Annotated in this window: 20 protein-coding genes; 8 read left to right on the top strand and 12 right to left on the bottom strand. The window is 43.0% G+C overall.

The window, feature by feature from the left end:
- Positions 1 to 339: 339 nt before the first annotated feature.
- Complete coding sequence (locus tag DW205_RS03165) at positions 340 to 3,795, top strand: DUF6383 domain-containing protein (protein WP_005866696.1); 3,456 nt, start codon at positions 340 to 342, stop codon at positions 3,793 to 3,795.
- 230 nt (positions 3,796 to 4,025) lie between these two features.
- On the opposite strand, the gene DW205_RS03160 is transcribed toward DW205_RS03165, so the two are convergent.
- The 4 genes from DW205_RS03160 to DW205_RS03145 form a co-directional block, all read right to left on the bottom strand.
- Complete coding sequence (locus tag DW205_RS03160) at positions 4,026 to 4,559, bottom strand: GNAT family N-acetyltransferase (protein WP_005866697.1); 534 nt, start codon at positions 4,557 to 4,559, stop codon at positions 4,026 to 4,028.
- An 86-nt stretch (positions 4,560 to 4,645) separates the two neighbouring features.
- Positions 4,646 to 6,241: a hypothetical protein gene (locus DW205_RS03155; protein WP_121963054.1), complete on the bottom strand. Its 1,596-nt coding sequence runs from the start codon at positions 6,239 to 6,241 to the stop codon at positions 4,646 to 4,648.
- A 4-nt stretch (positions 6,242 to 6,245) separates the two neighbouring features.
- Entirely contained in the window at positions 6,246 to 7,280 is a 1,035-nt protein-coding gene (locus tag DW205_RS03150; protein ID WP_005866701.1) for an HlyD family secretion protein, read from the bottom strand.
- 33 nt (positions 7,281 to 7,313) lie between these two features.
- The gene (locus DW205_RS03145) at positions 7,314 to 8,633 is read right to left on the bottom strand and encodes a TolC family protein (RefSeq protein WP_005866703.1); all 1,320 of its coding nucleotides are present in this window, start codon (positions 8,631 to 8,633) and stop codon (positions 7,314 to 7,316) included.
- Positions 8,634 to 8,790: 157 nt separating this feature from the next.
- Here DW205_RS03145 and DW205_RS03140 point away from each other — a divergent pair, with 157 nt between their 5' ends.
- From DW205_RS03140 to DW205_RS03130, 3 genes are all read left to right on the top strand, one after another.
- Positions 8,791 to 9,696, top strand: coding sequence for an AraC family transcriptional regulator (locus DW205_RS03140; protein WP_005866706.1), 906 nt, complete (start codon positions 8,791 to 8,793; stop codon positions 9,694 to 9,696).
- 33 nt (positions 9,697 to 9,729) lie between these two features.
- Entirely contained in the window at positions 9,730 to 12,420 is a 2,691-nt protein-coding gene (locus DW205_RS03135) for a LamG-like jellyroll fold domain-containing protein (protein WP_008778476.1), read from the top strand.
- 499 nt (positions 12,421 to 12,919) lie between these two features.
- Positions 12,920 to 14,014 (top strand): sugar phosphate isomerase/epimerase, encoded by a 1,095-nt coding sequence (locus DW205_RS03130; RefSeq protein WP_005866710.1) that lies wholly within the window; start codon positions 12,920 to 12,922, stop codon positions 14,012 to 14,014.
- A gap of 80 nt (positions 14,015 to 14,094) precedes the next feature.
- On the opposite strand, the gene DW205_RS03125 is transcribed toward DW205_RS03130, so the two are convergent.
- The 3 genes from DW205_RS03125 to DW205_RS03115 form a co-directional block, all read right to left on the bottom strand.
- Positions 14,095 to 14,370, bottom strand: a complete 276-nt coding sequence (locus DW205_RS03125) for an HU family DNA-binding protein (protein WP_005866712.1) — start codon at positions 14,368 to 14,370, stop codon at positions 14,095 to 14,097.
- Positions 14,367 to 15,287 carry a helix-turn-helix domain-containing protein gene (locus DW205_RS03120; protein ID WP_005866714.1) on the bottom strand — a complete coding sequence of 307 codons (921 nt, stop codon included), beginning with the start codon at positions 15,285 to 15,287 and terminating at the stop codon, positions 14,367 to 14,369. Before DW205_RS03120 ends, DW205_RS03125 begins: the two co-directional genes overlap by 4 nt.
- A gap of 345 nt (positions 15,288 to 15,632) precedes the next feature.
- Positions 15,633 to 16,280: an HAD family hydrolase gene (locus tag DW205_RS03115; protein WP_005866716.1), complete on the bottom strand. Its 648-nt coding sequence runs from the start codon at positions 16,278 to 16,280 to the stop codon at positions 15,633 to 15,635.
- A gap of 178 nt (positions 16,281 to 16,458) precedes the next feature.
- Between DW205_RS03115 and DW205_RS03110 the strand changes: the two genes are divergently transcribed.
- The gene (locus DW205_RS03110) at positions 16,459 to 16,701 is read left to right on the top strand and encodes a hypothetical protein (RefSeq protein WP_005861135.1); all 243 of its coding nucleotides are present in this window, start codon (positions 16,459 to 16,461) and stop codon (positions 16,699 to 16,701) included.
- An 82-nt stretch (positions 16,702 to 16,783) separates the two neighbouring features.
- Here the strand turns inward: DW205_RS03110 and rpsA are convergent, their stop codons facing one another.
- The gene (gene rpsA, locus DW205_RS03105; RefSeq protein WP_005861137.1) at positions 16,784 to 18,574 is read right to left on the bottom strand and encodes a 30S ribosomal protein S1; all 1,791 of its coding nucleotides are present in this window, start codon (positions 18,572 to 18,574) and stop codon (positions 16,784 to 16,786) included.
- Positions 18,575 to 18,791: 217 nt separating this feature from the next.
- Between rpsA and DW205_RS22445 the strand changes: the two genes are divergently transcribed.
- Both DW205_RS22445 and DW205_RS03090 read left to right on the top strand, forming a co-directional pair.
- Complete coding sequence (locus DW205_RS22445; RefSeq protein ID WP_005866719.1) at positions 18,792 to 20,879, top strand: HAMP domain-containing sensor histidine kinase; 2,088 nt, start codon at positions 18,792 to 18,794, stop codon at positions 20,877 to 20,879.
- The gene (locus tag DW205_RS03090) at positions 20,876 to 23,017 is read left to right on the top strand and encodes a sensor histidine kinase KdpD (protein WP_005866721.1); all 2,142 of its coding nucleotides are present in this window, start codon (positions 20,876 to 20,878) and stop codon (positions 23,015 to 23,017) included. Before DW205_RS22445 ends, DW205_RS03090 begins: the two co-directional genes overlap by 4 nt.
- Here the strand turns inward: DW205_RS03090 and DW205_RS03085 are convergent.
- A complete protein-coding gene (locus DW205_RS03085; protein ID WP_005866723.1) occupies positions 22,962 to 23,318 on the bottom strand; it encodes a hypothetical protein in 357 nt (118 codons plus the stop codon). The two genes, DW205_RS03090 and DW205_RS03085, sit on opposite strands and share 56 nt — an antisense overlap.
- Entirely contained in the window at positions 23,311 to 23,868 is a 558-nt protein-coding gene (locus tag DW205_RS03080) for an RNA polymerase sigma factor (protein WP_034530538.1), read from the bottom strand. The genes DW205_RS03085 and DW205_RS03080 overlap by 8 nt, the downstream gene beginning before the upstream one ends.
- Positions 23,869 to 24,017: 149 nt before the next feature.
- Between DW205_RS03080 and DW205_RS03075 the strand changes: the two genes are divergently transcribed.
- Entirely contained in the window at positions 24,018 to 24,425 is a 408-nt protein-coding gene (locus DW205_RS03075) for a DUF6249 domain-containing protein (RefSeq protein ID WP_005866727.1), read from the top strand.
- A gap of 41 nt (positions 24,426 to 24,466) precedes the next feature.
- On the opposite strand, the gene DW205_RS03070 is transcribed toward DW205_RS03075, so the two are convergent.
- Positions 24,467 to 25,108 (bottom strand): carbohydrate-binding family 9-like protein, encoded by a 642-nt coding sequence (locus DW205_RS03070; protein WP_121963053.1) that lies wholly within the window; start codon positions 25,106 to 25,108, stop codon positions 24,467 to 24,469.
- 2 nt (positions 25,109 to 25,110) lie between these two features.
- Entirely contained in the window at positions 25,111 to 25,770 is a 660-nt protein-coding gene (locus tag DW205_RS03065) for a LysE family translocator (protein ID WP_005866731.1), read from the bottom strand.
- Positions 25,771 to 25,833 lie beyond the last annotated feature (63 nt).

The raw sequence follows: 25,833 nt of genomic DNA, 5'->3' as shown, positions 1-25,833 counted from the left end.
TAGTTAAATACGTTGATATTTGAGAATTTTTTATGGGATAGAAACGACTAGTTTAAACGATCGATTCTTTTAGTCATTTGCAAAGGTACGCATTTCTTCGATACTTGCAACCCTTCCGAGCTATTTTTTTATCACTTATTCTCTTTCTTATCAATAGGATAGGTTATCCTTCACGAAACAAGCGGTTCCTTCAACAAACCTCCCGTTTCGACGCTCAAAAAACGCAAGATTTAGACGATCGTTTAGACTAGTCGTTTTTAATAGCAAACGACGATTTTCAATTAGTCTAACAGGTTGATTATCTTAATAAACACTAGTATTAATATTAATTTATTTATTATGAACAAAAAGTTTTCTACTCTTTTGGCAGGTGCTGCGCTTGTTGCTGCGGTATCTGCTAATGCGCAGAATCTTGCTGATGTTAAGGACGGAGTGGCTCTTGACATTAACAAAAGTGCACAAGCTTTGCCTACGTATGACAAAGATACCAAGGGCGGCCTTTATCAATTGAGAGATGCGAATGATCAGATCTTGATGATGAAGGAAGTGAATGGCGAATATTCATTGGTCGCAATGAGTGCCAATGATAAGGATTTCGTTTTGAAAAATACGTTATGGTGTGTGACTACTCAGCCGTATAGTCAAGGTCAAGCGGTAAAATTCGATTTCATGAACAAGGGTACTGGCATGATGTTGGATATCGCTATGGGTGATGATCTGAAAAGTGCGGATGGTAAGAAGGGCTATTGGTGGAAGCCTATAATCGGTGGTGAGATCTCTGGTTGGGCCTTTTCTTCTGTATTGAATAAGTTGGAGAAGAATGTTCCTTTGTATTCTCACTTTAGCACAGACTCTGTTATTGGTTTGTTGAACGATAACGGAACTATCAAGGTCGCTAAATATGCCTTGAATGATGTAAAGGTAGATCCTACAGCTGCTACAGACGTTACAGATCTTTCAAACCTTTCAACTGAAGCGAAGAATACGTTCTCTGGCTTTACTTTGTATCAAGCAGAAGATATCGTATTAGATGCGGATCAATTGAATAAGATTTTCGATTTGCAGGATGCTGATGCGGGTGTTAAATTGAATTTCTCTCCGGATGTTAAGGGTACCAGCTTAAAGAATCCGTTCAACGAGAAGGAATTTATCGCTGAATCTACAGGTGATAACAAGTATTACGATGTGAATGCTAGCAGTACTGCGACTTTGACAAATGGCGAATGGCTTTATGTGACACGTAAGAACGATGATAATAAGGACACTTATTTGAAGGTCGATACAGCTTATACAAATGAGACCGGTGCCAAGTTCTTGGCTTATGGCTGGACTGGTCCTAGCAAAACACAAGAGGCTATTGATCGCTTAGGGGATTTACAAGATCAACATAAGTTCTTATTTGTTTATTCTCCTAGCAAAGATGAATTGAAGATCTATGTGAAAAAGATCACTTGGAGAGGTGATGATGATAAGGTAAAATATTGGAAAGAGATTTATCAAAAGACAGACAACCAAAGAAATAACTGGCGTGTGTCTTTGCAAGATTTGATCAAGGATGAGACTCGTATCTTGACCGTTGATTATTCCAAACAGAATACAACCATCAAATTAGGTTATGGTGGTTGTGAGGCTGATCAATCAAAGACCTCTGTTAAGGATGGTGTTTACTACATCATGAACAAGAAGGGTGAGTACTTAGCTTCTCCGATCTATGAGAATGGCGTGATTCGTTGGACTACCGTGAATGCTGATGAGCAAAATGTAGCTCATATGCCAGCCTATCAATGGGTTGTTTTGAAGACAAACGCTAAAGATCAGAATAATCTGTCTTCAGTAACAGCTACTAACCGTGAGTTTGATGATGCGAAAGGAACATTTAGTTTGTATAAGAATGCTGATACGGAATATGTATATACAAAAAGCAATGTAGAATTAACACAAGATGGTGTTTCTTCTAAATTTACAGTAGCAGCGAAGAGTGACTTACGTTTTGTAGAGGTTCCGGCCGAGGCTGTATCTGATTCTTTGTTAGGTTATAAGAACTTAACGAACGATGAGTTGAAGGTTAATAAATATACATTTAATTACTGGCATCCGTATGCGACGGATAAATACATCGCTAAGTCTTCTAAAGACTCAACTTTGACAGTTAATGTTGGTGTATCTGCCTTTAATGTAGATACTGCTAAGAGAAGTGCAAACAGCTCTGTATATGCGGTAGAGAAGTTTGGTTTCAAGGTAGAGAAAGAACATCAAGATCGTATCAAAGGCTTGAAACAACTTTATAGAACGGCTTATGTAGTGAAATTAAATGGTATTGGCTTAGCTATCAATAAAGAGGATAAGTTCAATGTACCTACTCATAACGATTATCGGACTACAGGCGAAAATGAGGAGGTTACTCCGTTCTTCTTCAAGGAGAATAATGAGATCAAAGAAACGGGTAAGTGTTATTATGCGATCTTGTCTACTGAAAAAGACCCTAAAGATGTAAACGATGTACATTATTCAATTTCAGATGACAACAAGGCTGGTGTATCTGACTATGATGGCTCTGCTACATTGAAATCTCAAGTATTGAAAGAATCCAGAACATCCGCATTCGCTATCGAACCGGATGAGACTCCACTGTACCGTCGTTTCAATTCTCTTGAGCTTGAAGGTAATGAAGGTGACAAGGCTGATACATTACGTTTCATCGAGAAATATCGTAAAGAGTACTTGCAAGTTGAGAACAACAAGAATTTCATGAATGGTGATATCGATTTCTTAGGTATCTACACTCCGGATAAGACGGAAGATGGCTTGTCATTCATCGTTGATACGGCATGGGTAAATCGTGGCGCTGGTAATATCAAACCTCAGTATTTGATCTCAATCGATCGTAACGACTTCGAGGGTACACCGGGTGTTGCTTGTACATATACTCACAATCACTATGACAATGAAGGTAACAAGGTAGACGCAGCGCACTGTTCACATGCTACTCCAGCTATCGCTGGCTTCGAGAGAGGTAAGTATTTGATCAATTTCCATGATTTCGCTTTGAAACATGATAAGACTAATACTTCCGATGCGAAGAAAGACGCCGCTTATATGTGGAAGAAATATGATCGTGCCGGTTTCGTAGAGGCTGTTCGTGTAGCTGATACATTGTTCATCTTGAGAGACGAATTCAAGAACTTGAAGAATGAGGAGATCACGATTGAGGCTTTAAATAAGGCTGAGGAAGCAGCTTGGGCTGCCGCTAAGAAGGCTGGTGTAAGCAAGGATAACTTTGTATCATACAAATATGTTTTGTCTGGTGACAACCACAAGTATGTGACTTGGTCAATGCGTTTTGTTGACAGAAATGCTGCCGCTAATGAGGTTGAGGCTGATAGATCATTCTTGTTCGAATCAATGCAGGCAGATGGTCTTGACATCGCTCCTACAAAAGCTGCTTGGTTGAAAATGCAGAATGGTTGCTTGGTATTGTCTGATAAAGATGATTCTAAGTTTGACGAAACTGCTACCGGTGGTGATGACGCTTTAATCTTCAACGTAGAGCAAGGTGACGATATCGCTACAGATAACGAGACAATCGATGCTGTAGAAGGTGTTTCCATCACAACTGATAATGGTACTGTAACTATCCAAGGCGCTGCTGGTAAATCAGTAGTTATCTCTAACATCTTAGGTAAGGTAGTCGCAGAGACAGTTCTTACATCTGATAACGCAACAATTGCCGTACCTGCTGGTATCGTAGCCGTAGCGGTTGACGGTGAGGAAGCTGTTAAGGTGGTTGTTAAATAATTAAACAACAATAGATAGGTCAAGAGATGGGGAATATCCCATCTCTTCCTTTTAAAAGATATATAATTCTGAAATTCCCGTGTGGAGATAGATTCTTCAAGTACACCGCGATGGTAGAACATGCGGGAGTATTAATACTAAAGTAATAAATTAAAAGCTCATCCGTAAGTACTTCCGTGAGGATGGAAGCGGATAAAAGACAAGAGGGAACGGCATTTTGCTGTTCCCTCTTATTCTTTAAAATTTGCCATGACGATATTCCGCAAGTCGGAACAGAATTGGATATACTCATCTTCAGTAATTGGCCTCTCTGTTGTCAGGATGATTAACGCATGTCCTTGATAGGTGTTTCTATAAGGAGGATGGAGGTGGTCGTAACTGTTTTCAAAGAAACCACATTTCTTGTAGAACTTTAACCGGTTAGCTGATACCTCGTCCATGATAGGATCGATCTCTAATAAGATGATCTTATTCAGGCGTTTATTAAAATCCTCCAGTAATAAGCTGCCATATCCTTGTCCTCTGAAGTTCTCATGAATGGCGAAATGTTCGATATATACATAGGTGCTAAAATCCCAGTATGAGATAAAGCCAATAAAGAGGTTATCTTTCAGATAAACCTCTAGATGATAGTTAGGAGACTGGAAGGCCTGTTCTTGTTGCTGCTCTGTTCGTTGCTCAAATAGGGGGAAGCTTGTTGCATATACTTGTTCAAAGGCCGGATAGAGAGGATCTTGCTTTCGCGTTATTTCTAGTAGGTCCATATGACTTCGCTTTATTTTGATGCGAAGATAATAATATTTACAGAAAGAGGCGAGATATTCTCCCGCCTCTCATTATATAATTAGGTCTATGCGCTATTTCTGAATCTCATCCTTGCCCGTAACTCATGTTTGATGTAACGACGGATCACCCTGTAACGGGGATGCCATGCGTATCTCGGACGGATATCGCTCTCTTTTATCATAAAAAGTAAAAGGCAAGAAAGCTCGATAATCGTAAGCCATCCATATAACTCTTTCATGGTAACCATTAAAGCTTGCTGCTGCAATGCCCCGTAAAGCGCACCTTGAGGGATGTAGCCGATAACCGGGTTCACATGATCGAGATTGGCGCTAAGCAAGATGGCATTTTTCTTCATCACGACATTTAAGGCCCGTCCCAGAATCGCCGTGCCTAATACGCTCCCAAATCCCGCGCTAACAAAAGCCTGTACGGATACCGCCTCAAAGAAATGCTGGAAAGGTACACGGCTTAGCGCCGTAAGGAAACAAATAGCGATGATAACATACCCGAAACTCCTCAAGAATATAGGAAGGGCCAAGGCCTCTTTGGGTAAATCGTAATCAATGCGGAAATAGAAATACATCAAGTATCCGGTAATAGCGCTGAAAGCGATGACTGTCATGGTCTTGTATTTCCATTTACGAAGAGCGAATACATAATAGGTAAATACGCTTCCCAGAATAATCCCAGATAATGCGACCCAATTGAGCGATATCAAGTTTGTGGAATCATAACCCAGTATCGTTTCCATATAAATATGCTCGAATAAATGGGAGGGGGCTAATAAGGTATCTACTACGATATAAAGTAAGAACGTGATGTATACAGCCTTGTATCTCCAAGTCTGTATCGCTATAAACGGATGCCGTATAAATGAGGCACGCCATAGATTAAGGGCTAAAATCACGAGTGCGGCGATAGAAGCCATGCGGATCGGTGTGGAATCGAACCAATCGTAATGCTCACCATATACACAAACGAAAATGACGCATAATAAGGTGGAGCCCCACATCGCCGCACCTAACCAATCGATACCGTATAATGGGAGCTTGGGCATAGAGCGGTAATTGCGGAATAAGATAACGGAAGCTAGCATGACAAGCCCGATCAAGCCGATGATCAGCCAATGCATATATTCCCATTTACTCCAGAACGCCGTGTATATGGTAATCAAGCCGGATAATTGGATGCATCCCTGTACCAATAAGTAGATGTAACTGAAAAAGATTGATAGATCCCGGGTTGGCGTAAGCCATAGCTGGATCGTAGAATTACATTCGAAGGTAGCCCACATCCGGAAGATGCCGGCAAAAAAACAAGTGACTACCAGTACCGGTATACTTTGGGTATACATGCAAATCAAGTTGGCGAGGATGATGGCGATACCGCAAACGAAGAATGTGACTTTTGTCGGGAAACGGAATTTAAGCCGGAACATAATGGCGAATGTCAATCCCATTCCCACCATCGACGCATACCCTGCCATCATGATATCCTCCTGCATCAAAGCCGTGGAACCTACCATCTCGCTGACCGCCGCCAGATAGACACCCCCGGAGAACTGGAATACCAAGACAAACGCTATGATAATCCAAGGTCGTAGTTTTTGGGGTACAAAGTCACGCATCGCCGGTATGGCGAAAGGAGCTATCTCATGCATAGGATTAATAATTTACCAAACATTCTACATTCATACCCGCACGTAAGCGTTCCATATCCTCCGGTTTATTCTCCTCGGAGAACTCGATGCGGATAGGGATGCGTTGCTCGATCTTCACGAAATTACCGGCGGAATTATCTTGCGGGAACAAGGAGAAGCTGGCACCCGTGGCTTGAGAGATCGATTTTACTTGTCCCTTGAATACGATTCCCGGTATGGCATCCACCTCTATTTCTACGGGTTGTCCTTCCAGTATGTTCGCTGTTTGTGTCTCTTTGTAATTCGCCATGATCCATTTGCTATTTAGGTCTACCAAATCTACGACGGTTTGTCCCGGTTGTATCAATTGACCTTCCTGTATCTCTTTACGACCGGTCGTTCCGTCGCAAGGAGCGACGATTACCGTATAGGATAAGTTTAGACGGGCTATTTCCAATTCGGCTTCCGCAAGTTTAATACCTGCGTCGTTTTGAGCCAGACGTTGTGTTTGCTCTTGTTTCACGAGAGCGGTGGATTGTTTCTGGCGGAGCAATAACTCATAACGGGCCTTGGATGCCTCGTAATTTGTATGGATTGCGTCATATTGCTGTTTGGTGACGGCGTCTTGCTCCAGCAGATTCTTGTATCGTTTGTATTCCCGTTCTGCGTTATCCAAGCGAATTTTAGCCTCTTGGATGCCGGCATCCGATACCGAGATGTTATTCTGGGTCGTATGGATCGTTGAGGTCATTACCGTTTTCCCGGATAATGCGTTCTGGTAATCGGCTTCCGCTTGGGCGAGCCGTAAGCGGAACTCCGCATCCTCGATAATGGCAAGTGTATCGCCTTTACGTACCTTTTGATATTCATCGAAATAGATTTTCTGGATGAAGCCTTGTACCCGGGAGTTGACGGGCACGATGAGTTGCTTGACTTGTGCGTTATCCGTATATTCCACCTTGCCCAGATGAATGAACTTGGCGGATACCCATGCGATTCCACAGGCGATTAATACTCCGACTACGATATTATAAGTTATCTTTTGGGTTCTACGTTTCATTGTCTTCTAGAATTATGATTTGTGAATAATGATTTATAAGTTTCCTGTCGCTTTTTTGAGCCTGTAGTAATTGAATAAGATGTTGATACGTGCGTTGACGGTTTGTAATTCAGCGCTCAACTTGGAATTACTGGCGTCTAGCATGTCGGTTATCAAGGCCAGATCGTTGAGGTAACGGTTATTGACTACCTCGTAGTTCTGGGTGGCTAGCTCTTGGCTTTTCAATTGGGTCTCATAAACCGTAAAAGCCTCTTGGAAGCGGATATAGGCCTCTTTTATCCCGGTGCGGATGTTCTCTTGTGCCAGCAGATCGTTCTCTATCGCTTTCCGGGTGGATAGTTTCGCTAGGCGGATCTTTTTGCCGGACTTGAACGTGGAGGAGATATCGAATTTTACGCCTACTCCTACATACCAATAGTTAAGGTTCTTGTTGATCGGTGGAACCTCGATCGTGATGGGGCCGTCCAGACGATCGCCGGCTATTAAGGCGATAGAGGGCAGACGTTCGGCTTTCGCTATCTTCTCATTATGCCGGGATTGTTTGATATTTAGTTTTGCCTGCCGCAAAACGGGGGATAGCGTGGCGGCGGTTTCCTGCCATTCGGTCTCGTTGGAGATAACCGGAAGGATGGCGTGAGCGGTTGAATCCACTTCTATCACTGTTTCCCCGGGTAAACCTAGCACGGTTATCAGTTGGTCGTTTAGGATAATGATACTGTTTTGTATCTGTGTTAGGGCTAGTTCCAAGGATTTTAATTGAAGCTCATAGCGAGTGATATCATTTTTCAACGCTAATCCCTGACTTTGTTTTGCGTGGATGTCTGCTACCAGTTTCCGGGTCTGCTCTATATTCTTCCGATAAACTTCCGTTTGATTTCTTAGTTTGTACATCTCCAGATAATTGCCTACCAATAAGAAACGTATATCCTGCTTGTTCTTTTCTTTATCCAGCTGAGCTAATTGCTGCTGTAGTTTAGCGACCGCGATGCGATTCGTGATGGCTCCGCCTGTATAAAGTACTTGCGATGCCTCTATCGCGAAATTATTTCCGAAATGCGGCATCGGGGCATTCTCGCCGTTTGAGAAATCCCGGTCCGACAGCCAAGCGTCGCCTAGATAACTGGCGGATAAAGAGACGTCAATGGAGGGCAATAATGCGTTTTTGGCCACTTTTACCGCCTGTTCCGCCTCTTGTTCCGCTATATGGAACGTCCGGATGCTCCGGCTGGCGGAATCCGCTAACTCAAACATATCCTCGATACTCAATTGTAAAGCCGATGTGTTTTGAGCGGACACAAGAGAGGTGTTGTTTAAGAATAGGAATAAGATAAATAGTCCTTTGAATTTTGTCATATATCTGTTATTTACGATTATTGCGGAACCTTGAAAAGCGGTTGCAAATTTCGGCTAAATTTTAGTTTAGGGAGAAATCCCAAATTACATAAAAATGGTTTTATTTGGACATGCTGAAAGCTTTGGTTATCTTTGTATATAATCGGAACATGGTATCATGAAAGCTGAGATCTATATAAAAAACATCAGTGAGTTGCCGTTGGTTAGCGGTGGAAAGAACGATATGAGGAAGAAGATCAGTTGCGTGACCGTTAATTATGAGGATGCGGTTACCCATTTCTCCACTGCGCTCTATCTGGATGCTCTTATCACTGTTTTGGTTTTATCCGGAAATGCTACGGTGTATATTAATTATAAGGCGTATTCGATTCGTCCCGATACGTTGCTTGTCCTATCCTCTTCCCATCTTTTCCATTTTCAGAAATGTAGCCCGGACTTTAAATGCTTATGTCTATTCGTGAGTAAGGATTTTATTCAAGATATGGATTCTACGGATATGATTTACCGGAGGGTAAAATATGGGGTTCGCTTGTATAATATGCCGCTTATATCGTTGAGTCATGCGCACGTCATGTTGCTTTGTGAGAGGATACTTACGGTGAACAAGCGGATCGACGAGGTGAATCATCTGTATTATAAGGAAACGATATTGAATAGCTTATTTACTTTTTATCTGGATTTGAGTGATATCATCGAACGATCGGAAGTGTTCGTGGAGGAAGGGAACCTGACTCGTTACGAAAGTATCATCAAATCTTTTATCGAGTTGCTTGCCTCCAATTATAGGGAAGAGCATAAGGTAGAATTCTATGCGTCCCGGTTAAATCTGTCCGCTCATTACTTAACGTTGATCGTGAAACGTGTCACCGGTCAGAGTGTCGCCGATTTTATCTTTGAGATGCTCTATAGTGAGGCCCGTACTTTATTGACTCACTCTAAATTGTCGATCCAAGAGATCGCTAGTTCCTTGAATTTTTCGGATCAGTCTTCTTTTGGTAAGTTCTTTAAACGGAAATCGGGAATCTCGCCTGCGGATTATCGAAATGGACGCATTTCTGACTGAAAAACATTGTCATGTCATATTAAAGCCTTATTTTTGGATGATCTTATAATTAAGATATTGTATACGATGATAGCGTGGTTTCGTTATATATGTTTAATTGTTAGCCTTATAATCACCCTGCCGGAATTACTTTCGGCACAACGTCTGGTTTCTCAACGTCAAGAGGATGTAGAGGCCGGTCTTTTATATAACGAGAGCGTCTACATCCTATCTAATTATTCTTGTCTATCCTCCAATTCCCCGGAAAAACTTTCTTTGGACGAGTTATTGCGGAAGCAGATCGAAGGCTTTTATTTCTATTTGAAGCGGGATACGGAGACAAATGTATTGTTACTAAGGAAACCTGATGGTACGTTTACTCCTTTTAGTGAATCATTGGAAGCCATTAAGACGGCCTTGGATGCGGACTCCACTAAGGTTATGACGCTTTTCCTCGATTTCTATGTAGAGATGGAGCTGGAATCCTCTTTTAAGGAAATAGGCTTGATGGAGTATGTACTTGAGTATGATACGAAAAACGGATGGCCATCCCTGAAGGATATGTTGAGTTCCGGAAAGCGACTGGTCGTTTTCGAGGTTCAGAAACATTTGAACAGTCCTTCATGGTTGCATAATATGAGGGATTTTGTGGAGCATACGGACGCTGATTGGGGAAATCAACCGGAAGGGGTTGAGAGTTTTGATGAGCGGCTGAAAAAGAATTTGTCTTTATTTACCGGATATAAGTTCTTGGAGACTTCCCGGGGAAATAGTAATGATATCTCGGCTTTAGCCCGGCAGACACCCTATTTAATAGAATCGTTTAAAAGAGCGTGGATCCGGGATGGAAGGGTTCCCAATTTTGTGTTAGTAGATAAGTATTACGCATGGTTGGATGTCTCGTTGGTTACTTTCCGGAATTTCGATATCATTTACGGCGCGGTTACGAATAACAATGAGTTGCTTAACTACGTGAATTGGGATGGGATGTCTAATTATACGACGGGTAAATATTGCTTTCCGCTAGAGCCCGGAGCCGAGTTGATGCTTTCCCCGATCTCTCCGGGCTATAGGATAGAGCCGGCTACGGTTTATATCTCCGGTACCCAAAGGAAGGCTTTCGCTAGCGATTTTAAGGCTAGACCTTTGCGGATTGACGAGGATATAGAGATTTATTTACCGTTTGAGGGCGATGAGAAAGATGGTTCGTCCAATCATAATCTCACGGTATCTAGGAATGTCGAGTTTATTCAGGACCCTATACGGGGACAGGTCGCTTCCTTGGAGAATCAGGCCCGTGTGGATTTACCGACCGCTTCGGAACTTCATATGCGGGATCATGATTTCACTGTCGGCGTTTGGTTGAAAATACCTAAGTACCTGCCGGAGAAGGAGGATTATTGTATTCTGGGAGCTAAGAACAGTACTTATCAACAAGCGTTGCATCTACTGATACGGAACCGGAAACCGTATATGGGATTCTTTAACAACGATCTGGTTGGTAACACGGAGATCGAGCCGGGTAAATGGTATAATGTCGTATGGCGGTATAATAAGCGGAATGGGGAGCAGGCTATATTCGTAAATGGAAAACTGGACGCGATCTCTTTTGATCGTCCGGCTTATCTGGGTAGTGATAGCTTATATGTCGGTTTCGTGAATTTCAGCCAGTCCTCGAACTTCGTGGGTGTGCTGGATAATCTTTGTATTTGGTCTCGTGTGTTGAGCGATAAGGAGATATTGGGATTGAGCAACCAGTTATTAGATTTACATATATCGAATGCGATTACTTGGTTGGATGTCCTTGGAATTGGGTTGATTTTGATGGCTCTGGTCTCGATAGCTTATCTAGGCTATCGGAAGGTGAAAGAAAAGCCAAGGCAGGATGAGGCTGATGCGGGAACGGTTGCGGAGGAGGGAATCGAGGAAGGAATCGAGGAGCCGGATCGTTCTTCGCGAGAGATGTCGGAGGAGATTGAGGAGGTTCCGGTTCTGCGCAATTATATCCGATTGTTTGGAGAGTTCTATGTGTTGGACCGGGATGGAAATGATATAACCTCTCTATTTACCCCAAAATTAAAACAGCTGTTTATCTTGATTATGCTTCACTCTTCCCGTGGAGGTTTCGGGATATCGAGCAAGGACTTGACACGGATGATTTGGGGGAATGACAACCCCTCGAAAAGTACGAAGAGCCTTCGAAGCGTATCTATATTGAAACTCCGGAAGATATTGGAACGTATCGATACGGTCGAGGTTCTATTTAACGCGAATCGATATATTCTCCAGCTTTCGGAAGATGTCTATTGCGATTATTTGGCTTGTTTGGATTGGCTGAAAGATAAACGGGTACGGACTCAGCCGGACTTTGAATATTTCTATGATATTATCAGCAAAGGAGAAGTGTTCAAAGGGGAATCGTTTGATTGGATGGATGATTTTAAAAGTTATATCTGTAATAGTACGGTGGATGTCTTGTCTCGCTTTATCGACACTTACTCGATCGAGGATGAGGCGGATCGGGTGATCCAGATAGCAGACCAGATCCTTCTGAACGATCCTTGCAACGAGGAGGCTTTGCTCTATAAGATCAAAGCCTTGATTTACCAGAACAACTTCAAATTGGCCCGTTATGTGTACGACCGCTTTTGCGCTTTATACCAAGAGATGTATGGCGAGGCTTTCCCCTCTTCTTTTGAGCAGGTCGTACCGTCTTCGCTGATGAGTCAGCAATCTCCCCAGTAATATTATAGTGTGCCTGCTCATTGGCAGGACTGTGCCATCGCTATTGTCACACCTGTGCCATCGTTGTGGCAAGACCGTGCCACCGTTATGGCATGCCTGTGCCATCCGTGTGGCACTCCTCTGGCATTACAGTGACAAATGTATGCACCCCACTGATAGCGATCCTTTCGAATAGGGAGGCAGGTGCTATGCCTCTGACTTATCGAAGATTTTTATAAATATTTCTTGATTTATTTATGTCGCTGTTATTGCGTGAATTATGCTTTGTGCGGATATGAAATTTGCCTTAAATTAGCCCTAGGTTAATGCCTTGTTTAGCGTTCGTTAACTCATGGTTTACTGCTCCTCCCTATATTCGCTCTCGTTGTTTCGCACGAGGAAGCGAGGAAGCGAAGTTGTGTTTTACTATATATTTTTTCTTACGATGAATATCGTAAAGGTTGAAGTCTGTAAGCGCCTTTCTTCTAAGAGTTGATATTTATGTATAAACTGAATAGTTATGAGTAAAGATGTGAACAATGGTCAGTCCAGACGTGAGTTTCTAGGAAGATCGGTCGCTGCTTTGGCGGCCGCGTCTTTCCTTCCGAGTGCTTTCTCTTGTACGGGGAAGAGTGTGGCGGCTCCCGCTCCGGTTGATACGGCGGCGGAGGCAGGCAAGGTTAACTCGAAGTTCGGTGGCGTGCAAATCGGCACGATCACTTATAGTTGGCGTTCCATGCCGGGTGGATTGGAGAATATCATCAAGTATTGCCAAGAGGCGAATATCAGTTCCATCGAGTTGATGGGAGGTGATCTGGAAGCTTATTTAGGAGCTCCGGAGAATCCGATGATGAAATTCTTCCGTCAGCAAGCTTCTCAACCCGCGGCGAAACCGGGTGAGAAACCTGCGGCTCCTCGTCGGATGGGTCCCCCGAAGTTTACTCCGGAGCAGCAGGCTGAGATCGATAAATATAAGGAAGAGGTGAAAGCGTGGCGTCTCGGGTTGGATCTATCAAAGGTAGAAGGTGCCCGTAAGTTATTGAACGAAGCAGGAATATCGGCGCATATCGTGAAGATGGAACCTTCCCGTATGGGTTCGGACGAGGAAATCGATTATGCGTTCAAGGTAGCCAAGGCCATGGGCGCTAAAGCCGTGACGGACGAGATTAATTTGGAGACGGCGAAAAGAGTCGCTCCATTTGCCGAGAAGCATGGGATGTATATGGCTTTCCATAATCATATGCAATATGCCGAAGAAGGGTTTAGTTGCGATCCGATCTTAGCGGTCTCTCCTTCTATTATGTTGAATTTTGACGCGGGCCACTTCTTTGGCTCTACAGGTATCCACCCGAATGAGATGATCAAGAAATATCATGATCGGATCTATAGTATCCACTTGAAAGACAAGACGGGGCCTACGACAGGGGACCAGCCGAATACGAATCAAGTATGGGGACAAGGGGAGATGCCGTTGGAAGACGTACTCTTGTTGATCAAACAAGAGAAATGGCCTATCTATTGCGATATAGAACTGGAATATGATATCAAGCCTTGGTCTGACTCCGTGAAAGAGGTAGGCACTTGCGTGAAATATGCTCGACAAATATTGATGTAGATTATAGAAAGTTGTCTTTGGTATGTCATTAATAGGTATAACGAAAGGGCCGGTTCCTGATGGAGCCGACCCTTTATTTTTCATTTATTGATCTCTTTTACCAAATTGGGCGCGCACTTAAAATGGACAATGGTTCTGGGGATCAACATTAAAGTCTCTCCGCTTTTCGGGTTTCTAGCCAACCTGCTTGTCTGCAAGCGGGGAGTATAAACACCGAAACCCTGTATACATACCTTTTCTCCGGCTCTCGTTTTCTCTAAGATGATGTTATTCAGTTCTTCCAATATGTACCGGATTTCTTCTTTGTCATTACCGACTCTTTTCGATAATTCCTCGATTAGCTGACTTTTATTCATATCGTATTATTTTTTGAGAAGTTTGTTCTTTGCTCTGTTGTTAAATATTTTTTCCTGTATTGCAAAGGCGATAAGCCCGTGTGCCTCCGAAAGAAGCGTCCCAACGAAGATTGGTTCGAGAACTGCGTCTTCTCAACAATCTCTTGGATATTCAAGGTAGAGTTGGTGAGTAATCCTTTTAATTCTAGGATCATATATTCCGTAATCCAATCTTTGGCGGATTTGCCGCTTACCTCCTTAACAACCATGGTCAAGTATTTAGGGGTGATGCATAGAGAGTTCGCGTAGAACGTCACGCTTCTGTTCACTTTGTAATTACTCATGACCAATTGAAAGAATTTGTGGGTCAGTTCTTTCTTGTGTACATCTATCGTTGCCGTACTGTCTAAAGAATTGACTTTATAATGGTTATATATATCAAGGAATAATATGCGAAGTAAGAGTATAACCGACTCTCTTCGATACTGGTTTTCCGGATCGACGGCTTTTCTTATAAGTAATTCAAAGAAGTCTACAAAGGAAAGAGTTTCCACGTCTTCCATCTTGAAATAGTAATGTTGCCTCATATAGAAAAAGAAATGTGGCGAGAAACGACTGATACCGCTTAATATATCAGTATAAAAGGATTCCGTGATCGTGAAATATCTGATTTGGAAATCTACGCTAACGTCCGTTAATGCGACCAATTGCCCCGGCAAGATGATGATGAGCTCTTTAGGGGTTATAATGTGCTTGTTGGAATAGATATCAATTTTAGCGTTTCCTTTTACACAATAGATGACAATCCCTAATCTTATATAAGAAGGGTAAGTGGTAATAGGGAGTTCTTTGGAAAGTGTAAAGATCTTGAAGTCCTTCTCCAAAGAATAATCAATACCACTATTCGGCTCAACTATTTTTTTAATATTTCCCGACATTCTTTTTGTCTATGTTTCTTATGTAAAATTATAACTTCGTCTTTTACTATATTTATCTAGTGGTTGTTTGGTATAATATTACAGAAATATAGGTCTCGTTTTGGCGTTTTTTAAAGTTTGGTTTAAATGATACCTTGAAAAATAACCGCTATTGGATGTTTTTGTTTGTAGGTCTAATACTTTTTTGCAAGTACGGTTGAGGTGATGTTAGGGATAACTTGTATTCTAAGGGCTGTGCGAGCTGGATGGAATATGTGTTAGGAAATATTAGTAATTCAGGTTAAGGACAAGCGTGCGAGACAAGAACGGGAAGGATTGCCTCGCACGACAGGCTTAGGTCGTATTTTAAATAAACTTGAGTATATCTTCTGCCTTTTCCGCTATATGATCGGGTGCGTATTTCTCTAATTCCGTACGAGGGCGAAACCCCCATGTTACCCCACAGGAGGTCACTTCGCTGTTGATGGCGGTTTGCATGTCTACGTCCGAGTCACCGACATAAAGAGCGTTCTCTTTGGATATGCTCGCTCGTTCTACGATCTCATTGACGATACTGGGATCTGGCTTCGCCTTTACTCCTTCACGCTGTCCGAGAACCTCCGTAAATTGTATGGAAGGGAAGAAATGGGCGATGAGCTTACGGGTAGCGGCTTGATATTTATTAGAAGCGACTGCCAGTTTTATCCCTCTTTCCTGCAACAAGGCTAATAACTCAGGGATACCGGGGTAGGGAACGCTGCGATCTGTGTTATGCAGATCGTAATGCTTCAAGAACTCTTCCCTTACCTTTAGTATATTCTCTTCCGTCTTTTCACCTTCGGGTAACGCACGTTCGAATAATTTGTTGATGCCGTTTCCTACGAAGAAGTTATACTCCTTTACGTCATGTGTCGGAAAGCCGTTTTGCCGCAACGCATGGTTCGTGCTATGGGCTAAATCCGCGATCGTATTTAATAATGTTCCGTCAAGATCGAATATTACTAACTTTTTCATTTTAGTTTTCTGGCAAAATTAATGGAATGTAGAGATATACTTTCTCTTTCGACTGATAAAATAGATGAACCGATTTAAAAATAGATAAAAGTATTAGGTCATATATAAGATATTTGTATCTTTAGGACAGGAATAGAAATCCTTTGTAATATATTGTATAACCTAAAATTGGAACATCATGGGAAAGAATCAATTAATTCACGGGAATGAATTTCATTTGCTGAAACAAGCTGAGATTCATAAAGCTACAGGTAAATTAGTCGAGTCACTAAACTTGGCAGCCGGTTCTACGGGAGGTTTTGATATTTATAAAGTTGTAGAGGCTTATTTTACGGATTTAGAGAAAAGAAAGGAGATCAATGATTTGTTGGGTATTTCCGAGCCATGTGAGACACGTGTCACGGAAGAATGCTTTTCTTAAATAAGCCGCAGTAGGAATAACATAGAAAAAGGAGATACCTGAATCAGATATCTCCTTTTATTATATCTCAAAGAAGAATCAATTACTTACCAGAAAGTTTTTCTTTCAAAGCAGCCAATTCCTCGATGTCACCTAATGTAGTCTTTTCAACCGGACCGGTTACCATTCCAGATTCCTCTTCTTTTTTACCACCACGTTTTGAGGATGCCTTCTTTTCAGAAGTTGCCTTAGCGCCTTTTTGCTCATCTTCAAAGATGCGGCTGTGAGAAAGGATGATACGTTTAGCTTCCTTGTTGAACTCGATTACCTTGAATGAAAGTTTCTCATCTACTTGAGCTTGAGAACCATCTTCTTTTACAAGATGCTTCGGAGTAGCGAAACCTTCTACGCCGTAAGGCAAAGAGATAACGGCACCCTTATCCAATACTTCGATGATTGTACCTTCGTGGATAGAACCAACCGTGAAGATTGTCTCGAATACATCCCAAGGATTCTCTTCCAATTGCTTGTGGCCTAAGCTTAAGCGACGGTTTTCCTTATCGATTTCCAATACTTGAACCTCGATCTCTGCTCCGATCTGAGTGAATTCAGACGGATGTTTGATCTTCTTCGTCCAAGACAAGTCAGAGATGTGGATCAAACCGTCAACACCTTCCTCGATTTCTACGAATACACCGAAGTTAGTGAAGTTACGAACCTTAGCCGCATGACGAGAACCTACCGGGAAGCGCTCCTCGATGTTTTCCCAAGGATCAGCCTTCAATTGCTTGATACCAAGAGACATCTTACGCTCGTCACGGTCCAAAGTCAAGATTACGGCCTCGATCTCGTCGCCAACCTTCATGAAGTCTTGAGCGGAACGCAAGTGCTGTGTCCAAGACATCTCTGAAACGTGGATCAAACCTTCTACGCCCGGAGCGATCTCGATGAATGCGCCATAGTCAGCCATAACGACAACTTTACCCTTAACCTTGTCACCAACCTTCAAGTTCGTATCCAAAGCATCCCATGGGTGCGGAGTCAATTGCTTCAAGCCAAGAGCGATACGTTTCTTCTCGTCGTCGAAGTCCAAGATAACAACATTGATCTTCTGATCAAGCTGAACGATTTCTTCCGGATGAGAAACACGTCCCCAAGAAAGGTCTGTGATGTGGATCAAACCGTCTACGCCACCCAAGTCGATGAATACACCGTAAGAAGTGATGTTCTTGACAGTTCCTTCCAATACCTGTCCTTTCTCCAATTTGGAGATGATATCTTTCTTCTGTTGTTCCAACTCTGCCTCGATAAGAGCCTTGTGAGATACAACAACATTCTTGAATTCTTGATTGATCTTAACAATCTTGAATTCCATAGTCTTACCTACAAATACATCGTAGTCACGGATCGGCTTCACATCGATCTGAGAACCCGGCAAGAACGCTTCGATACCGAATACGTCAACGATCATACCGCCCTTCGTACGACATTTGATGTAACCTTTGATAATTTCGTCTTTTTCAAGAGCCTCGTTAACACGATCCCAAGAACGTGTAGCGCGTGCTTTCTTGTGTGAAAGGATCAATTGTCCTTTTTTGTCTTCTTGGCTCTCGATGTAAACCTCTACCTCGTCACCAATCTTTAAATCCGGGTTATAACGGAACTCGGACATAGGAACAACACCGTCAGATTTGAAACCGATGTTTACAACAACCTCACGTTTGTTCATAGAAGTAACGGTACCCATAACCACTTCTTTGTCTTTTACCGTGTTCAGGGTCTCGTCATACGTTTTTACAAGATCGTCCTTGCTTACTTCGGTGTAAGTCTCGCCTTGCTCGAAAGCGTCCCAGTTGAAATCTTCAACCGGCTGGATGTTTTTTAAATTTTCCATTCTTTAATTGTTAATACTAAGTTTGTTTTAATTAGTAAGTTAGACTTTATGTTGTCATCTCTCAAAAATCGGGGCAAAGGTAATGCTTTTTTTCTGATTGACAAGAGTTTTGAGGGGTAAAAACATTCATTTGGGCCGTGTTGGCTGTAATTACGGAAAACTGTTGATTTTTATTGATATTTATTTTGTAAGTTTGCGAATTGTAAGCGATAAATCAATGAGTAGAGGATTTTTAAGAAAGTCCAGCGTCAATACTTTTATAGGAATAGTGTGGATTTTGTTTGCGGTGGGCACAAGTGCGCAGAATGCCGTGAGTAAATTTCGTGCGGATAGCATACGCCAATCTTTATCACGTATCCAAAAACCTCAGGATAAGATACCCCTTCTTAAAGAATTAATCGGCTTGTACTGGCAATTGCCGGAGGAGGTGCCAGCGTTGAAAGAGATAATCGATATCGCGATGCCTTTGGATTCCATCGGGATCGTATACGATGCGATGGCTGGCTTGAGTCGTTATTATTATAATGTAGAAAATAGGGATAGCCTATTATATTGGGTGGGGCAATTGGATTCGTTGGCCTCAAAAAGGCATGAGAGTCCCAGAGGGTTGTTTTTATCCGGTAGCTTGGTTTGTCAGGATTATCTATGGTCCGGCAATTATGAGCTGGCTATGGACAAGGCCATGCAATATCTGGATTTGGCCCGGGAAAGTAAGAACGATTACGGCCTGCTACGGGCTTATCGCGATCTAGGGATGGTGTACCAGCGGATTAAGAAAGACAGTGACGCGGTAGAGATCTTCGGGAAAGGCCTGCACTTATTGAAAGGGGAGAAGGCGAATCCTGCTTTCCGGATTATGTATTTGTCTAATATGTTGGAATCTACCCTGCTATTAGGACGTTTGTCCGAGTCGGAGGCGCTCTTGAAACAGTATGATCATTTATTGGATTCCTTGGAAAGGAAGTATAATGGGGAGGGAAAGATTTTTCCGGTAAAACGTCATCGTTGCTTGATGAGTTGCTATTATTGCGAGCTGTATACCATGAAAGGGAATTCGGGAAAGGCACAGGCGTATTTGGATCAGGCGACCGCTTATTTGGATAGTTCTTTTGGGGATAGGGTGGAGGCTCAATATCTGCGGACAAAATCATTTTATTATTGGAAGGAGAAAGATTATAGGCATGCGTTGTCCGCTGTCAATCTGGCTTTAAAGATCAATCGTGATCTGGATAAGTTGGAGATGAAGAAAGCGATATTGCAATCATCCGGCCAATTGCAAGAGGCGGTCACTATCTATGAGGAGATCATCAATAAGACGGAGACGATCAACACGGATGCCTTCGACCGGCAAATCGAGCAACTCCGTGTATTGAATGACTTGAATGACCTGGAAAAGCAAGATCGGGAGTTGAAGCTGAAATCGGAGCAAGAAGCTTTGAAGCAGAAGCAGATTGTCGTATCTATCGGTCTTCTATTGGTCTTGATGGGCCTACTCTATATGTTGTGGCGTATTTATATGCATACTAAGAGGTTGAGAAATGAGTTGCTTCAGGAGAAAGACTCCTTGATCGCTTCGGAGAAGCAACTGCGGGTCGTGACGAAAGAGGCGGAGGCGGCGAACAAGAAGAAAAGCGCCTTTATCGCCAATATCAGCCATGAGGTGCGTACGCCGTTGAACGCCATTGTCGGGTTCTCGGAATTATTGGCGAGTAGCGAGTATAGCGAGGAGGAGAAGATCCGGTTTGCCGGGGAGGTGAACCATAGTTCCGAGTTGCTATTGAATCTGGTGAACGATGTCCTGGATTTATCCCGTTTGGAATCCGGCAAGATCAAGTTCAGCGTGAAGCCAAACGATCTGGTCGCCTGTTGCCAGAGGGCGTTGGATTCGATTCGCCATCGGGTGAAGCCCGGGGTCCGATTGACGTTTACTCCCTCGCTTGAATCTTATACCTTGAATACGGATGCCTTGCGTTTGCAGCAGTTGTTGACAAATTTGTTGTCGAATGCCGCTAAATTCACTTCCGAGGGAGAGATTAATCTCTCATTTGCCGTGGATGAGAGCAAAGGTGAGGTTCGTTTCTTCGTTACGGATACGGGCTGTGGAATCCCTGAGGATAAGTGTAAGAAGATATTCGAGCGTTTTGAGAAATTAGACGACTTTGTTCAAGGTACCGGTTTAGGACTTTCTGTTTGCCAGATCATCTCGGAACAGCTTAAAGGTTCTTTATCTGTAGATGTCTCTTATAAGGGCGGTGCCCGGTTTGTCTTTATACATTCAACGAATTTAATTGAAACCCCTATATGAGACTGATGAATCTATTCAATAACAGGATATCTATACGTATAGGGGTGGTTATTATGATCTCCCTTGTATTTTGCGGCTCGATGAAATCTTCCACGCCTCCTCCCGGCAAGGATCGTTTAACAGAGATCGACAGCTTGGAGAGGGTATTACCGGGCTGCCCGACGATAGCGTCTACTTTACCTATATTGCAGCGGTTGGCTTTGCTTTATCGGCAAGATCCCAAAATGAAAGATTATTATCAACGTCTTTATGAGAACGCGATGGCGGTGGATTCCATATCTATCGCATATAGGGGATTGAAAGGTATGGCCGAGTATTATTACAATCAGTCTAAGCGTGATAGTTTGGTCTATTGTTGTAATATCGTAGATTCTATGGCGAAGGCCCGCCATGAATATCCGTATGTCTTGTTTGAGGTGAAGAGTTATTCCAGTCAAGATCTCCTTTGGCTAGGGAATTATGAGTTGGCAATGAGTGAGGCGATGAATCTGTATCGGTTGGCGAGCAATCTGAATCATAAATACGGCTTGCTTCGCTGTTCGGAGACTTTGGGGCTGATTTACCAACGTATCCGTAGGGATAGCGATGCCGTAGTCTCTTTTCAGGAAGGTTTGGATTTATTGAAGGATATAAAAGATGTTCCCGATATCATGGATACTAAAATCCGGTTAACTTCTTATCAATTGGAAAGTAGTGTCCGAACGAAACAATATACGTTGACGGAACGAATCTTGGAACAATATAAAGCCCTGCTGGATGAGCAATATGAGATTAATCAAGAAAAAGGTGATGTTTTGCTACTAGAGCGGGAGTATTGGCTGCTTTATTCTTTTTACACGAGCTTTTATCTTTCGAAAGGAGATTTGGCAAATGCCAAGAAAGCGTTGGATAAAGCCTCTTCCTATGTCGGCAATAGTTTGGTAGAGAAGGACTATGCAATCAATACTTATCTAGCGGTTAAGGCTCGTTATTATAAGGCGGCTGGAGATATCCCGTTGGCACTGCGTTATATAAATGAAGTGTTGGAGACAGAGCGATTACCCGAAGATATTCAGTTCAAGGCGGATATCTTAAAGGAGCAGGGCCGACTCGAGGAGGTTATGGCTCTATATGATGAACTTTATAGAACGCTGACGAAAAGGCGGGGAACTTCTTTTCTCCGGCAGGTGAATCAATTGCGAACCTTGCATGAGTTGCATGAAAAGGAATTGAAAGAAACGGAACTGAAGGAAGCCGGGTTACGTATCGCCCGGAAACAAGATTTGTTGGTGTTTATCTTATCTATATCGGTCGTGTTATCGATCCTCCTCTATATCTCGTTTTTATACTACCGCCATCTACGATCCTTGAAAAACCAATTACAGCGAGAGAAAGACTTGCTTTTGGAATCCCAAAGACGATTGATGAGGGAGAAAGCCCGTGCGGAAGAGGCCAGCCTGATGAAAAGCGCTTTTCTCGCTAATATGAGCCATGAGATCCGGACCCCGTTAAATGCGATCGTAGGTTTCTCCAGTTTGCTGGTGGAACCTTCTACCGATGCGAAAGAGCGGGAGGAATATTCGTCTATCATCCGGAATAATACGGATTTGATGTTGAATCTGGTAAACGACGTATTGGATTTATCCCGGATGGAGACTGGAGACCTTCATTTCAATATCAAGGATTATCCGCTTTTGGAGTGTTGCCAAATGGCATTGGAGAGTGTACGCTACCGGATGCCGGATGGGGTTAAATTGACTTTTTCTCCCGCTGGGGAACCAATCGTGGTACATGTAGATAATCTGCGCCTGCAACAACTGTTGACAAACCTGTTGACAAACGCCGCTAAATTTACGGAGAAAGGTGAGATTAACCTATCGTTCCAACTTGCGCCGGATCGGGAAAAGGTATGCATAGCCGTTACGGATACGGGTGCCGGTATTCCCCTTGAAAAACAAGCTGCGGTATTCAATCGCTTTGAGAAGCTGGATGATTACAAACCCGGTGCGGGTTTAGGGCTTTCTATCTGTCTTTTGATCGCCGAGCGGCTGAATGGTTCCTTGTCCATAGATTCCTCGTATACGGACGGAGCTCGCTTCGTGCTTATCCTTTCTTGTGAAATAGATTCCTCAATTTATAATCCGCCAATAGAAGTATGAGCGTGATGGCCCCTATGTATAAATAGAAAGCCAAGGCCGATGTGCTTATCGTGGGGACGGCTATCTTGGGTATCTCCATATATACGAAAGATACGATCGCAAGGGAAATCATGATAAGCGAGGCCACGATCGCCGCTAACAGGCTGAACCGTTCGTCACGTTTCTTCGCCTTTGCGGACTCAAGCATGATTTGTCGCATTACGTTCGAACGGAACGAGGCGGGAAGCTCCTCCTCCGGTATGCGTTTGAATAAATCCCCCAATAAATCGGGTTGTTCCTTATTTGTGTTTATCTTACTCATGATCCATTTCATTTAATAATACAAACAATTTTTTTCGGATGCGATGTAGCTTGACTTTAATATTCGAGGCGGTCAAGCCGGTGATAGAGACCAGTTCTTCTATTGTTTTTTCTTTCCAATAAAAGAGCAAGATCAAGGCCCGTTCGTCCGGTAGAAGTTGTTCAAGGGCGACTTCCAATCTTTGAACCTGTTCCGTGGATTCGGTTTGTCCGAACAGGTTCGTAACCTCCTCCTCCGATACGTTTTCAAGTGTAGTCTCCTCAATCGCTAGAAACTCATATCTCTTCTTCCTGACCGATGATATCGCCGTGTTATAGGCGATCCGGTAAATCCATGTGGAGAAACTACAATCCCCTTTGAATGAGGCGAGGTTTTTGAATACCTTCATAAACGTATCTTGCGCCAACTCCTCAGCCTCCTCTTGGCTTCGTACCACTTTGAGGATCAACGAGTGAATCGGACGGCTATACTTGTCCAAAAGGCAAGCGAAACATGCCACGTCCCCCGCTTGTATCCTTTGTATGTAATATGTATCGGTATACAATTCCATTGTACTTAATGGACGCAAGCCGGGTAAATAGGTTACAACTTGCGGTAACAAAAATAAAAAATATTTTTCAGCCCGGAGGTGTAACCTATGGGAAACTGTTGCGTCAAATTAGCAAACAATATGAATGAATCAATTAAAATTATACAGTTATGATGGATTTTATTTCTGTTCCGCTAGTTGTCGGAATCGTTTGTGCAGGTATTTACGGATTATTTGAGTTGTTTGTTCGCAAGAGGGAACGTTTGGCGATTATCGAGAAGATCGGTGATAAACTGGATGCCTCTGCTTTCGATGGTAAATTGGGACTGCCTAACTACATGCGAAACTTCTCGTTCAGTAGCTTAAAGGCCGGGTGCCTTTTGGCGGGAATCGGATTAGGTTTGTTGGTAGGCTTTATTATTAATATGTGTATGGCGACAAATTCTTATTATGATGATGGTTGGTACAGGCATGAGGTAGCGGGTACGGCTTATGGGGCTTCGGTTCTTTTGTTCGGGGGAATCGGCTTGATAATAGCGTTCGTCATTGAACTGAAACTAGGTAAAGGTAATAAATAGTCATAGGCTTGTTGGTAGAGACGTAGCACGCTACGTCTCTACTACAAGTAGATCTCCCCGAAGAATTCCGGACAGTGGAAATTCGGTTCCGGCAAGTCTATTGGGCTCCAACTTACGAAATGCGGATACTCGGTATCATCCGCGCATTTATAGAAATTACCCAATATCTTTTCCGGTAGGTTCTCGGGGGCCAATCCCATCAGCTTGAAAGGGATGACGACAATCAGGCTCCATGAGTAGATCCCTTTCTTCTCTGCGAATGACTGCCTTTTTAGGGATGGAAGTCGCTGGATACTTTTATACTCATCTTGCGAGAGGGATGTCTTGATATCCCGGGATGTCCGGCGGGCGGCATCGCAAGTCCCGATACAATTAAACTCGAAATTCATATAATGCGAGTCACCTTCCTTTTTCATGAAGAACTCCACGCAACTATCCTTATGCACCGACGAGTTGTCCATCTCATAAGACGCTTTCAAGGAGTAGCCTTGCACGGTATATCGTATGTAAAGATTCTGCTTGCTCCGGACGATATCAAAAACGGTGATAGGCTTATAGGGATATTCCCGCCAATTGGCATGGCTGATATATTCTCGTTGGGCTTTCTCCTCAAGAAGGGATCCTATGGATGTTATATCGAGTACATCCAGTACGTTGATTGTAGGTACTTTTAGTCTTTTCATTTTTAACTATAGATTTGAAGTAAAGGCCATTGTAAATATGTGGTCAATAAAACAGACAGCGCGCCGATAATAGACAATATTATTATGACCGACCCTACTATCCGGTTTAGTAACCATATTCCTCTGACATTAAACCATTTCCTCAGCTTAGCGATAATATATGTTATACCGAACCACCAAAGAATGGCCCCTATCCCTATACTGACGATGCCTACGACCAGCAACCAGAATGAATATTCCGGAAGCACGAAGCCAAATCTGGCAAACAGCCCGATATAGAGCAGGACGATTAAAACGTTGCTAAAGGTAAGTAGAAAAGCTGTAATAAAGTCTTGCGTGAAGGATAATTTTTTTTCCCGTTGTTTCTTTAGGTTCCGTACCGGGTTGCTTTGGAAGATATAATACCCGAAAATGCCGAGAACGATACTTCCGATCAACTGCAGGGGCGCTTGGTTCGCTTCCACGAAATTGACCACAACTCCCATGCCCAGACAAGTCAGTGCCGCATAAATCACGTCGGATAGTGCGGCCCCTAATCCGGTGACGAACCCGTGCCAACGTCCTTTATTTAGTGTTCTTTGTATACAGAGCATACCGATGGGGCCCATGGGGGCCGAAACCAATACGCCTATAATGATTCCTTTACTAACGATTCCTAGCATTAAGTTGAGTCTCTTCTAGTTTCTCGGGCAAAGATACATCCATTCCGCGATAAAAAAAAGGTA

It is taken from the genome of Parabacteroides sp. AM17-47, from assembly GCF_003434625.1.
GTDB classification, from domain to species: domain Bacteria; phylum Bacteroidota; class Bacteroidia; order Bacteroidales; family Tannerellaceae; genus Parabacteroides; species Parabacteroides distasonis.
This window is presented reverse-complemented; position numbering and strand designations above follow the sequence as displayed.